Consider the following 12,561-nt stretch of genomic DNA (forward strand, 5'->3'; position numbering starts at 1 on the left):
CCATCCCAGGCCCCCATCGGTGCGGCATCCGCCACCGGGGAGCCGGAGATGTACGTCCCAGAAGGAGGACACGCATGTCCAGGACCTACGGCAAGACCCGCTGGAAGCGCTTCGCCCTGGTGATGGTGCCGAGCCTCGCGGCCACCGCCGCGGTCGGCGTCGGACTGGCGAACAGCGCGCTCGCCGCCTCGTTCAGCATCTCGGGCCAGCAGTTCAAGGTCTCCGCGAAGGAGCTGCACGGCACCAACTTCGCGCAGTTCGGCTCGATCGACGTCCAGACCGACAAGACGACCCACCCGGTCGCGGTCTCGGCCTTCGACACCGCCCGGATCAAGGGGATGTGCCAGTCGCTGGTCACCGACCCGAACGTGATCCCGCTGCCCTTCAAGCTCCCGAAGGTCACCCTCCGCCTGGAGGCCGGTGACAGCGAGGACGAAGCGCGTCAGGTCCAGGCCGGGAACCTGCTGATCGACCTCGACTACCTGGAGGCCGATGCCGAGTTCGGCCACATCAACATCGGCCAGGACGCCTCCACCCTCACCGGCGAGGCCACCAAGAACTGGAAGTCCGCGCTCGGCTCCGGCCTGCCCAGCGGCAAGACCGGTTTCGCCCAGGCCGCGGAGACCGCCGACCTGTACGGCGTGAAGCAGACCGCGTGGGCCACCTCGGCGGGCACCTTCAAGCTCAAGGGCCTGAAGCTCAACCTCTACACCGACGGCAACCACGAGTGCTTCTGAGCCGGTTCCTCGGCTGACCGGCTGACCGCCTGACGGCGGGTCGGGGGCGGGGGACGGCGGCCGCACGGGCCGCCGTCCCCGGGCTCCCCCTTTCCGTTTCACCTCGTCACACCATCGAGGAGCTGCTCCGTGTCCAGCACCCTTGCCGAGCCGCGGCCCGCCGAACGCGAGAACCCCCTGAGGTGGGTCCGCCGGGCGTTCCGTGACTTCCGCCGTTCCCGGCCGTTCTACGGCGGGCTGCTGGCCGTCCTCGCCGGCGTCCCGATCATGTACTTCCCGTACGCCAACCTGTCGTTGAACGGCATGACGCTCGCCATGGCCACCACCGCCGGCGCGGGCTCGCTGATCATCGGGGTGCTGCTGATCGTGCTCGGGCTGACCGCCTGGTTCCAGCCGGTCGTCCGGGTCTTCGCGGGCATCGCCACCACCCTGCTCACCCTGGTCTCGATCCCGGTCTCCAACCTGGGCGGCTTCGGGATGTCGATCCTGCCGGGTCTGATCGGCGGCGGTCTGATGATCGCCTGGGCGCCGTTCCAGGCCACCGACCCGGCCGGGGCCGCGGTCGCCGCCGCGTCCGGCGGGGGGACGGCCACCGCCACCGCGGCCGAGGAGCCCGTCGAGCAGCCCCCGGCCACCGAGGGCACCGTCCCGGCACAGCAGGCCGCGGCGCCCGAGGAGGCCCGGTGAGCGAGCCGCGCGAGGAGCTCCCGCAGGCCCCGGCGCAGCGATCGCCGCGGCACGCGGCGCCCCGCACGCCGGTCCGGGCACGGCTGCGCGGCCGGGCGCTGGCGATGGCCGCGGTGCCGACCGCGCTGCTGATGGCCGCCGCCTACACGCCGAACCCGGCGATCGCCGAGTCCACCGCCGGCAAGCCGTGCGCCACCGCCCCGGACAGCGTGCCGCAGTCGCCCGCGGTGGCCGAGACGCCGGTGCCCAAGAGCGAGCTGCCGCCGCCGGTCCCCGGTCCGTCCGTGCCGCTGCCCGAGGCCCCGGCCACCGAGGCCCCGGCCGCCGGGACGCCCGCGCCGACGGACGCCCCGACGGCCGTGCCGGAGCCGACGGCCGGCGCGACGGCGACCGCGACCGCGACGGCGACCGCGACCCCGACGGCCGGGGCGAGCGCGAACCCCGAGGGCGGCGTCGTCCGGGCCGGCCTCGCCGACGACCTCCTCGGCGGCATCACCCACCTGGTCACCCCGGGCGGCTCACCGAGCCCCACCGCCGCCGGCACCCCGGCCGCCGACCCGACGGCCGTGCCGACCGGCAGCGCGGCGCCCACGCCCTCGGCCACCCCGGGAACGCCCACGCCGACCGCGCCGACCACGCCGACCGCGTCGGCCGGACCGGCGACGCCGACCACCCCGGCCGCGTCGACGACGCCCTCCGCCACCGCGTCCGCCAGGGCGAAGCCGTCCGCCGGCGCCACCGCCTCCGGCTCCGCCACCCCCGCCGCGAGGCCGACCGGGTCCGGCAGCCCCTCGGCCACCCCGTCCAAGGACCCGAACTGCCTGGTCGACACCAAGGCGCTCGCCCCGAACGGCAAGCCGGCCGACAACCCGATCCTGGTCCCGGACCAGAACTGGACCCTGCAGACCACCCGGCTCGCCCTGAACCACGCCGTGCTGCTCGGCGTGGTCGACGTCCGGACCCCCACCGGTACCAAGCGGGTGCTGAAGTTCGAGGTGGAGAGCGTCGACATCGAGAACCTGCACATGTCGACGCTGCAGGGCAACGGCAAGACCTTCCACGTGAAGGGCGCGCCCGGCTCGGTCTCGACCATGCGCAAGGGCCCGGTGACCATGTACGTGGAACGGCTCTCCGGCCATCTGTCCAAGGTGCTCGGCCTGCCGATCCCGATCGACCTGGGCGAGCTCACCCTCACCCCCGACGGCCCGCTGCCGCAGTGGCTGTACGACCTGATCGGCCAGCTCCAGCTGCCGCTGTGGATCGAGCTGACCGGGGTGACCGCGATCCAGTCGGGCCAGTTCGGCGGCACCCTGAAGATCCCCGGCATGCGGCTGTCCAACGACGACCAGCCCTACCCCGGGAACGCCTGAGGCCCGGCCCCCCCGACGCCCGTGGGGCGGCCCCTCCCTCCGGAGGGACCGCCCCACGGGCGTGTTCCGCGCTGCCTCAGGCCTTGCGGGTGCCCAGGTGGTGCACCTGGACCATGTTGGTGTTGCCGGGGATGCCGGGCGGGGAGCCGGCGGTGACGATCACGGTGTCGCCCTCGCCCAGTTCGCCGATCCGCAGCAGCTCGCGGTCGACCTGCGCGACCATCTCGTCGGTGGTCTCCACCTGCTCGGTCACGTGCGCCTCGACGCCCCAGCTCAGCGAGAGCTGGTTGCGGGTGGCGTGGTCCGGGGTGAAGGCGATCACCGGGATCGGCGAGCGGTAGCGGGAGAGCCGGCGCGCGGTGTCACCGGACTTGGTGAACGCGACCAGCGCCTTGCCGTTCAGGAAGTCGCCCAGCTCGCACGCGGCGCGGGCGATGGAACCGCCCTGGGTGCGCGGCTTGCGGCCCGGGTTGAGCGGCTGGAGGCCCTGGGAGACCAGCTCCTCCTCGGCCTTCTCGCAGATCCGGCTCATGGTGCGGACGGTCTCGACCGGGTATTTGCCGACGCTGGACTCGGCGGACAGCATGACCGCGTCGGTGCCGTCCAGGATGGCGTTGGCGACGTCGGAGACCTCGGCGCGGGTCGGACGCGAGGCGTGGATCATCGACTCCATCATCTGGGTGGCGACGATGACCGGCTTGGCGTTGCGGCGGGCCAGGGTGATCAGCTGCTTCTGGACCAGCGGCACCCGCTCCAGCGGGTACTCGACGGCCAGGTCGCCGCGGGCCACCATGATCGCGTCGAAGGCGAGGACGATCTCCTCCATCGCCTCGACGGCCTGCGGCTTCTCGATCTTGGCGATGACCGGCACCCGGATGCCGACCTCGTCCATGACCGCGTGGACGTCCTTGATGTCCGCGGCGTTGCGGACGAAGGACAGGGCGACCATGTCGACGCCCAGACGCAGGGCGAAGCGCAGGTCCTCCTTGTCCTTCTCGGACAGGGCGGGCACGTTGACGGCCGCGCCGGGGAGGTTGATGCCCTTGTTGTTCGAGAGCACGCCGCCCTCGACGACCACGGTCTTCACCCGCGGGCCGTCGACGCTGACGACCTCCAGGGCGATGACGCCGTCGTTGATCAGGACCGGGTCACCGGGCTTGACGTCGCCCGGCAGACCCTTGTAGGTGGTTCCGCAGATGTGCTGGTCACCGGGGACGTCCTCGGTGGTGATGGTGAACTCGTCGCCGTTGTCGACGGTCACCGGGCCGTTGGCGAAGGTCGCCAGACGGATCTTGGGGCCCTGCAGGTCGGCCAGAACGCCGATGGTCCGGCCGGTGTCCGCGGAGACCTGGCGGACCTTGCGGTACCGCTCCTCGTGCTCCGCGTGGGTGCCGTGGCTCATGTTCAGTCGGGCGACGTTCATGCCCGCTTCGACGATGGCCTTGAGCTGTTCGTAGGAGTCCGTCGCGGGACCCAGGGTGCAGACAATTTTCGCTCGGCGCATATCGATCAGTCTATCCGTTCGTGTTATTGGTGCATTCGGCCCGAATGGAGAGGAAACGGCGCCCAGGAGTCCGCGGAGCGAGACGACGGGGGGTCAGTTTTCGGACGACCGGTGCACCAGGGCGAAGGCCTGCCGGGCGATCTCCAGCTCCTCGTCGGTGGGGACGACGGCGACGGCCACCCGTGCGCTGCCGCCGGAGGGCAGCAGCGCCGGGGAGATGATCCTCGGCTCGCGCGAGCGTACCGAGTTGAGCTCGGGATCGACGGCGATGCCGAGCTCCTCCAGCCCGGCCGTGGCGGCCGCCCGCACCGGGGCCGCGTTCTCCCCGACACCGGCGGTGAAGGCGATCGCGTCCACCCGGCCGAGCACCGCGTAGTACCCGCCGATGTACTTGCGCAGCCGGTGGATGTAGGCGTCGAAGGCCAGCTTCGCGTCGGCGTCGCCCCCGTCGGCGCGGCGCATGATCTCGCGCATGTCGTTGTCGCCGCACAGGCCCAGCAGGCCGCTGCGGCGGTTGAGCAGGTTGTCGATGCCGTCGATCGACAGTCCGCCCACCCGGTGCAGGTGGAAGACCACGCCCGCGTCGATGTCACCCGAACGAGTGCCCATCACCAGGCCCTCCAGCGGGGTCAGGCCCATCGAGGTGTCCAGGCAGCGCCCGCCGCTCACCGCCGACGCGGAGGCGCCGTTGCCCAGGTGCAGCACGATCACGTTCACCTCGGCCGGGTCCTTGCCGAGCAGCCGCGCGGTGGCCCGCGAGACGTACTGGTGCGAGGTGCCGTGGAAGCCGTAGCGGCGCACCCGGTGCTCGTCGGCCACGGCCTTGTCGATCGCGTACCGCGCGGCGTACTCGGGCATCGAGGCGTGGAAGGCGGTGTCGAAGACGGCCACCTGCGGCAGGTCCGGCCGCAGCGCGCGGGCCACCTCGATGCCGGTGATGTTGGCCGGATTGTGCAGCGGTGCCACCGGGATCAGCCGGCGGATCTCCTGGAGCACGTCGTCGGTGACCACGGTCGGCTCGGTGAAGCGCAGGCCGCCGTGCACCACCCGGTGGCCGATCGCGGCCAGCTCGGGGGAGTCCAGCCCGAGGCCGTCGGCGGACAGCTCCTCGGAGACCGCCTTGAGCGCCGCGCCGTGGTCGGGGAAGGCCTGGACGGTCTCCCGCTCCGCGCCGCCCCGCGGGGTGTGCACCAGCCGGCCGCCGGCCTCGCCGATCCGCTCGGCCAGTCCGGAGGCCAGCCGGTCGCCGTCCAGCATGTCGATCAGCTGGTACTTCACCGACGAGGAGCCGGCGTTCAGCACCAGGACCCGAGTGCCGCCACTCATGCCGTGCCCCCTTCACCGCGCGGCTGGGACCCGCGCTCCTGCGACTGGATGGCGGTGATCGCCACCGTGTTCACGATGTCCTGCACCAGCGCGCCGCGCGACAGGTCGTTGACCGGCTTGCGCAGCCCCTGGAGCACCGGCCCGACCGCGACCGCCCCGGCCGAGCGCTGGACCGCCTTGTAGGTGTTGTTGCCGGTGTTGAGGTCCGGGAAGATCAGCACGGTCGCCCGCCCGGCCACCGGCGAGCCCGGCAGCTTGGTCGCCGCGACGTGCGCGTCCACCGCCGCGTCGTACTGGATCGGCCCCTCGACCAGGATGTCCGGGCGCAGCTCGCGCACCAGCTCGGTGGCCTTGCGGACCTTGTCGACGTCGGCGCCGGAGCCGGAGGTGCCGGTCGAGTAGGAGAGCATCGCGACCCGCGGCTCGACGCCGAACTTGGCGGCGGTGGCCGCCGACTGGATGGCGATGTCGGCCAGCTGCTGGGCGTCCGGGTCGGGGTTGACCGCGCAGTCGCCGTACACCAGCACCTTGTCCGCCAGGCACATGAAGAAGACGCTGGAGACGATGGACGCGCCCGGAGAGGTCTTGATCACCTCGAAGGCGGGCCGGATGGTGGCGGCGGTGGAGTGCACCGCGCCGGAGACCATGCCGTCGGCGATGCCCTCCTGGACCATCAGGGTGCCGAAGTAGGAGACGTCGGTGACCACGTCCAGGGCCAGCTCGACGGTCATGCCCTTGTGCGCGCGCAGCTTCGCGTACAGCTCGGCGAACTGGCGGCGCAGCGGGCTGGTGGCCGGGTCGACGATCCGCACCTGGGCGCGGTCGGCGGCCGGGATCTCGGCCGGCAGCTCGATGCCCAGCGAGGCGGCCTTGCGGCGGACGGCGTCGGCGTCGCCGAGCAGGGTGAGGTCGCAGATGTTGCGGCGCAGCAGGATCTCGGCGGCGCGCAGCACCCGCTCCTCGGTGCCCTCCGGCAGCACGACGTGCCGACGGGTCGCCCTGGCCTGCTCCAGCAGCTCGTGCTCGAACATCATCGGGGTCACCCGCTCGGACCGGCCGACCTCGATCAGCTTGGTCAACTCGTCGGTGTCCACGTGCAGTTCGAACAGGCCGAGGGCGACCTCGGCCTTCCGGGGGCTGGCCGTCGAGAGCTTGCCCTCCAGGTGGGTCAGCGCGGCGGCGGTGAGCCAGCTGCCCTCCGGGACGACCGCGACCGGCGTGCCGGGGGCGAGCCGGGCGGCCAGCGCCATCACGTTCGGGCCGGGGCGCAGGCCGAGGGTGAGCAGTACGCCGGCGATCGGCGGGGCGCCGGCGGCGTGCGCGGCCAGCGCGCCGATCACCAGGTCGGCGCGGTCGCCGGGGGCCACCACCAGGGCGCCCTCGGTCAGCGCGTCCAGGAAGGTCGGCAGCATGGCGCCGCCGAAGACGAAGCCGCGGACGTCCCGGGCCAGGCCGGCCGCGTCGCCGAGCAGCACCTCGGCGCCGGTGGCGTCGACCAGCTGGGCGACGGTCGGCGCGGCCAGCCCCGGTTCCTCGGGGATGACGTAGGCGGGGATCGGCAGCTTCTCGGTGAGCTTGCGCTGGACCGGCTGCTCGGCGGCCGGGGCGACCCGGTTGGCGATCACCGCCAGGGTTTCGCAGCCGAGGTCGGTGTAGGCGCGGTGGGCGTTGCGGACCTCGGCGATCACCGTGTCGGCGTCCTCGCCGTGTCCGCCGATCACCGGCAGCACGGCGGCGCCGAACTCGTTGGCCAGCCGGGCGTTGAAGGCCAGCTCGTCGGGGATGTTGGTGTCCGCGAAGTCGGTGCCCAGCACCAGGACCGCCTGGCAGCGTCGCTCCAGCGCGTGGAAGCGGTCGACCAGGACCGAGACCAGCTCGTCCTGGCCGTGCGCGGCCTGCAGCGCGGCGGCCTCCTCGTAGGTGAGGCCGTAGAGCTCGGTGGCCGGCAGGTCCAGCCGGTACCGGGCGCGCAGCAGCTCGACCACGTGGTCCGAGCCGGCCTCGCCCGGTGCATGGGCGTGCACCAGGGGGCGGAACACCCCGACCCGGTCCACCCGGCGGGTGAGCAGCTCCATGACGCCGAGTTCCACCGCCTGGCGGCCGTCCCCGCGGTCGATCCCGGTCACGTACACGCTGCGCGCCACGTGGCTCTCTCCGTCCCGTCGTCTCAGGAAGTGGTCATATCGACCATACCTTCGCACCGTGAACGCCCGTCCGCGAGCAGAACGGGACGGCTCGTGGCAAGGGGCCGAAGGTCACCGGACGCCGCTACGGCGTGCGGTCGGGGCCGACCAGCCGGACGGTCACGCCGTCCGGCCGCTCGATGAGGAACAGCTGGGTGACCCGCTTGTCCAGCAGCCAGCCGTGCCGGTGGACCAGGCAGCCGCCCGGGCCCGCGGTCCAGCCGTCGGCGGCGAGCCGGACGCGCAGCCGGCGGGCGGCCTCGGCGCCGGGCAGGCCCTCGGTGCTCACGATCGCGAGGTCGCGGCGGCAGGCGTGCAGTCCGCAGCTGCGGTCGGGGCCGCTGTCGTGCCGGACGGTGAGGCCGGGCGGCAGCGACAGCTCGGAGCGCTCCGGGGAGAAGGGCTCGTGGACGGCGAGCTGGTAGAGCAGGCCGAGGACGAGGCCGACCAGGGAGTGGGCGGCGATCACGATGGTGGCCCCGGCGGCGGGCTGTCCGGACCCCCGGGTGGGCCGGGGCCCGCACAGCCGCCGTTCGGCCAGCGTGCCGAGCAGGACCACCAGCCCGGCGGCGAGCGGGTAGCCGGACTGGGACTCGGCGACCGCCCGGCTGTGGAACCACCCCCGCTCCAGGCCGACCGGGATCACCGCGAGGGCGGCCAGGACGGCGGCGACCGCCACCCCGACCGCCCGGGTGCGGGCCAGTGCGGCCCAACAGGCCAGTGGCAGCAGAACGTAGCCCCAGCCCAGCACCAAACCCACAGAAGGCCCCCCGCCCGCTGTCGACGTCTCAGCCGGGGAGCCTAGAACGTCACGCCGGGCGGAGCCAGATGGTCGCGAGCGGCGGCAGGACCAGCTCGGCGCTGCGCGGCTGCCCGTTCCACGCGGACGCATCCGCCTTCACCGGAAGGGAGTTGGCGGTTCCGCTGCCACCGTACTCGGTGGCGTCGGTGTTGAGGACCTCTTCCCACAACTGGTCGCGCCCGGCCAGCTCCGGCAGGCCCACCCGGTGGGCGTGCCGCACGACGGGGGAGAAGTTGCAGACGGCGACCAGCGGGGTTCCGTCGGCGGCGTAGCGGACGAAGGAGAGCAGGTTGTCCTCGGCGGCGCCGCCGTCGAGCCAGCGGAAGCCGGCCGGGGCGGTGTCCTGCTCCCACAGCGCCGGGGTGTCGAGGTAGCACCGGTTGAGGTCGCCGACCAGCCGGCGCACGCCCCGGTGCTCGTCGTGGGACGGCCACTGGTCGTCGAGCACCCACCACTGCGGGCCCTGCTCGTGGTGCCACTCCGCGCCCTGGGCGAACTCCTGTCCCATGAAGAGCAGTTGCTTGCCCGGGTGGGCCCACATGAAGCCGAGGTAGGCGCGGTGGTTGGCGCGCTGCTGCCACCAGTCGCCGGGCATCTTGGCGACCAGCGCCTGCTTGCCGTGCACCACTTCGTCGTGCGAGATCGGCAGGATGTAGTTCTCCGAGTAGGCGTACACCATCGAGAAGGTGATCTCGTTGTGGTGGAACCTGCGGTGCACCGGGTCCTTGCTCATGTAGACCAGGGAGTCGTGCATCCAGCCCATGTTCCACTTGAGGCCGAAGCCGAGGCCGCCCTGGTCGGTGGGCCGGGTGACGCCGTCCCAGGCGGTGGACTCCTCGGCGACGGTGATCACGCCGGGGCAGCGCCGGTAGACGGTGGCGTTCATCTCCTGGAGGAAGGCGGCCGCGTCGAGGTTCTCCCGCCCGCCGAACCGGTTGGGGGTCCAGGCGCCGCTGTCCCGCGAGTAGTCGAGGTAGAGCATGGAGGCGACGGCGTCCACCCGCAGGCCGTCGACGTGGAACTCCTCGCACCAGTACACCGCGTTGGCGACCAGGAAGTTGCGCACCTCGACCCGGCCGTAGTCGAACTCCAGGGTGCCCCAGTCCGGGTGCTCGGCGCGCTGCGGGTCGGCCGGCTCGTACAGCGGCTCGCCGTCGAAGCGGGCGAGCGCGAAGTCGTCCTTGGGGAAGTGCGCGGGCACCCAGTCGACGATGACGCCGATGCCGTGCCGGTGCAGGGTGTCCACCAGGAAGCGGAAGTCGTCGGGGCTGCCGAGCCGGGCGGTGGGGGCGTAGTAGCCGGAGACCTGGTAGCCCCAGGAGCCGCCGAACGGGTGCTCCATGACCGGCATGAACTCCACGTGGGTGAAGTTCAACTCCTTCAGGTACCGGGGGAGTTCGGCGGCGATGGCGCGGTAGGTGGTGAGGTCGGGGCGCCAGGACGGCAGGTGCAGCTCGTACACCGACATCGGGGCGCGGTGGTGCGCGGTGCGCGCCCGGCGGGCCATCCACTCGCCGTCCTGCCAGCGGTGGGTGGACGCGGTGACGACCGAGGCGGTGCCGGGCGGGACCTGTGCGGCGCGGGCGAGCGGGTCGGCCTTGTCCAGGACCCAGCCCTGCCGGGTGTGGATCTCGTACTTGTACTGGGTGCCCTCGCCGAGGCCGGGGACGAACAGCTCCCAGACGCCGGAGGAACCGAGCGAGCGCATCGGGTGACCGGTGCCGTCCCAGTGGTTGAAGTCGCCGATCAGCCGGACGCCGACGGCGTTCGGCGCCCAGACCGCGAACGCGGTGCCGGGCACGCCGTCCACGGTGCGCGGGTGCGAACCCAGGGCCCGCCAGAGCTGCTCGTGCCGGCCCTCGGAGATGAGGTGCAGATCGAGGTCACCGAGGGTGGGCGGGGTGCGGTAGCCGTCGTGCTGGCGGATCGGCTCACCGCCGGGGTAGCTCACCAGCAGCTGGTAGTCGGGCACCTGCGGGGCGGCGAGCAGGCCGGTGAACAGCCCGCCCTGCTGGTGGGTGAGTTCGACGGGGCCCTGGCCGGTCTCCACCACGACCCGCTCGGCGAACGGGCGGAGCACCCGGATCGCGGTGCCGCCGTGCACGGGGTGGGCGCCGAGCAGGGCGTGCGGGTCGTGGTGCTGGCCGCCGACCAGCCGGTCCACCTCGCCGGGCGGCAGCGGCGCCTCGGGCAGCCGCAGCGCTCCGGTGGGCGCCGGTCCCGGGACGGGCACCGGTTCGGCGGCGGGCAGCGGCTCGGCGGGAAGGGGCTCGGCGGACGGTGGCTCGGCGGGGGCCGGCTCGGCCCGCCGGACGGTCGCGGGCTCACGCTTCGGGGAGTCCGTGCCGGCCAGGAAGGTGGCCGGCACGGAGCGGGTGGTGCGGCCTGGCGGGTCGAGCGGCGTCACGGCGGGGACCTCTCTTGGAGCGGGGCGGCGGAACGAGGGACGTCAGACGGTGAGCGCCAGCCGGTTGATCGCGGCCAGCGGGATCGGCAGCCAGCTCGGCCGGTGCCGGGCCTCGTACACCACCTCGTACACCGCCTTGTCGATCTCCAGGGCGCGCATCAGCTCCGGCGAGGCGGCCGGGTCGGTGCCGCCGCCCGCGGTGTAGCCGGCGCAGAAGGCGGTGCGGTTGCGCTGCGCCCAGGCGGCGGCCAGGTGCGCCAGCTCCGGGTCGGGCGGCCCGCCGGCCAGCAGGTGGGCGGCGGCGTAGTCGAAGGAGCGGAGCATCGCGGCGACGTCCCGCAGCGCGGTCTGCGGCTCGCGCCGTTCGGCGACCGACTTGGCCGGCTCGCCCTCGAAGTCCAGCAGCACCCAGCCGTGCGGGGTGCGCATCGCCTGGCCGAGGTGCAGGTCGCCGTGGATCCGCTGGACCGGCAGGCCGTCCGGGTGGGCGTCGGCCAGCTGCCCGAAGGCAGAGCGCAGCGCGCCCCGGTAGCGCATCAGCCCCGGGACGGCGGCGACCGCGCTGTCCAGCCGGTCGGCCATCGCGGTGGCCAGCTGCCGGGTCTGGGTGCGGTCCAGCCGGGCGACCGGCATCGAGCGGGCGAGCACCCGGTGCACCTCGGCGGTGGCCCGGCCGAGCCGGTGCGCCTCGATCGCGAAGTTGCCCGGCGACGGGTCGCCCTTCAGCCGGCCGACCTGGTCGAGGGCGAGCTCCCAGCCGTCCTCGGCCTCGGGGAGGTAGCGCTGGAGCAGCCCGAGGGTGGCCGGCTCGGCGCGCTCCAGACGGCTCTCGAACCAGGCGGCGACCCGGGGGATGCGGGTCGAGCCGGCCCGGGAGAGCGCGAGCGACAGTTCGAGGTCGGGGTTGGTGCCGGGGTGGACGCGGCGGAACAGCTTGAGGATGTACGAGGTGCCGTAGATGACCGAGCTGTTGGACTGCTCGGCGGTGGAGGCGCGGCCGGGCAGGTTGGTGGGGAGTCCGGAGCCGGGGGTGCGGCGGAAGGACAGCGAGCCGAACCGGTCGCCGGTGGCCAGGTGCTCCAGCAGCCGCCCGGTGAGCTCGGGGTCGTGCACCGCGTCGTAGAGCGCCGCGCCGTCGTACGGGCCCTGGGTGAGCCGGCCGAGGACCGCGGCGGGCTCGATGCCGGCCGGACCCTGCGAGCGGATGCCGAGCAGCAGTTGGTAGAGGTCGCCGTGCGGTGCGCCGGCGGTGGCGGCGTGTTCGACCCGGAGGAGCAGGTGCAGCAGGGCGGGGTCGCCGACCTGGAGGGGGGTGCCGACCAGGGGGACCAGGCCGGTGATCGGCCGGCCCTTCCCGGCGTACCAGCGCTGGGTGGGGAGCCACTCGGCGATCAGCGGCAGCGCCGCCTGGACGAGTTCGCTGACCCCCAGGGCGGTCCTCCGGACCCCGGTGCCCCGCGGGGAGGCCGCCGTGGCGGGCCCGGCGGGGGCGTCACGGTGCAGGGGGGCTTGCGAACGGGAGGTTTCGGACATGACTCCCTTTCC

General features: G+C 73.4%; 9 protein-coding genes. 3 read left to right on the forward strand and 6 right to left on the reverse strand.

The annotated features are described in order from the left end of the window. Positions 1 to 74 precede the first annotated feature (74 nt). The 3 genes from ACFVUH_RS12045 (at position 75) to ACFVUH_RS12055 (ending at position 2,794) form a co-directional block, all read left to right on the forward strand. Positions 75 to 737, forward strand: coding sequence for a DUF6230 family protein (locus ACFVUH_RS12045; protein ID WP_355372768.1), 663 nt, complete (start codon positions 75 to 77; stop codon positions 735 to 737). Positions 738 to 866: 129 nt separating this feature from the next. Then, positions 867 to 1,424: a DUF6114 domain-containing protein gene (locus tag ACFVUH_RS12050; RefSeq protein WP_387912746.1), complete on the forward strand. Its 558-nt coding sequence runs from the start codon at positions 867 to 869 to the stop codon at positions 1,422 to 1,424. Further along, positions 1,421 to 2,794 carry a hypothetical protein gene (locus ACFVUH_RS12055; RefSeq protein ID WP_387912748.1) on the forward strand — a complete coding sequence of 458 codons (1,374 nt, stop codon included), beginning with the start codon at positions 1,421 to 1,423 and terminating at the stop codon, positions 2,792 to 2,794. The genes ACFVUH_RS12050 and ACFVUH_RS12055 overlap by 4 nt, the downstream gene beginning before the upstream one ends. Before the next feature lie 76 nt (positions 2,795 to 2,870). Here the strand turns inward: ACFVUH_RS12055 and pyk are convergent, their stop codons facing one another. The 6 genes from pyk to ACFVUH_RS12085 form a co-directional block, all read right to left on the reverse strand. Then, positions 2,871 to 4,298, reverse strand: a complete 1,428-nt coding sequence (gene pyk, locus ACFVUH_RS12060) for a pyruvate kinase (RefSeq protein ID WP_355372761.1) — start codon at positions 4,296 to 4,298, stop codon at positions 2,871 to 2,873. Between the two features lie 93 nt (positions 4,299 to 4,391). Next, the gene (locus ACFVUH_RS12065; RefSeq protein WP_355372758.1) at positions 4,392 to 5,624 is read right to left on the reverse strand and encodes an acetate kinase; all 1,233 of its coding nucleotides are present in this window, start codon (positions 5,622 to 5,624) and stop codon (positions 4,392 to 4,394) included. After that, positions 5,621 to 7,768 carry a phosphate acetyltransferase gene (gene pta, locus ACFVUH_RS12070; RefSeq protein ID WP_387912750.1) on the reverse strand — a complete coding sequence of 716 codons (2,148 nt, stop codon included), beginning with the start codon at positions 7,766 to 7,768 and terminating at the stop codon, positions 5,621 to 5,623. Before pta ends, ACFVUH_RS12065 begins: the two co-directional genes overlap by 4 nt. A gap of 124 nt (positions 7,769 to 7,892) precedes the next feature. Further along, positions 7,893 to 8,567 carry a hypothetical protein gene (locus ACFVUH_RS12075; protein ID WP_355372754.1) on the reverse strand — a complete coding sequence of 225 codons (675 nt, stop codon included), beginning with the start codon at positions 8,565 to 8,567 and terminating at the stop codon, positions 7,893 to 7,895. A 49-nt stretch (positions 8,568 to 8,616) separates the two neighbouring features. Continuing rightward, positions 8,617 to 11,016, reverse strand: a complete 2,400-nt coding sequence (glgB, locus tag ACFVUH_RS12080; RefSeq protein WP_387912753.1) for a 1,4-alpha-glucan branching protein GlgB — start codon at positions 11,014 to 11,016, stop codon at positions 8,617 to 8,619. A gap of 42 nt (positions 11,017 to 11,058) precedes the next feature. Next, the gene (locus tag ACFVUH_RS12085; protein ID WP_355372749.1) at positions 11,059 to 12,549 is read right to left on the reverse strand and encodes a phosphotransferase; all 1,491 of its coding nucleotides are present in this window, start codon (positions 12,547 to 12,549) and stop codon (positions 11,059 to 11,061) included. Positions 12,550 to 12,561: the final 12 nt, after the last annotated feature.

The sequence above is a fragment of the Kitasatospora sp. NPDC058032 genome (assembly GCF_042885845.1).
In the GTDB taxonomy this organism is placed as follows: domain Bacteria; phylum Actinomycetota; class Actinomycetes; order Streptomycetales; family Streptomycetaceae; genus Kitasatospora.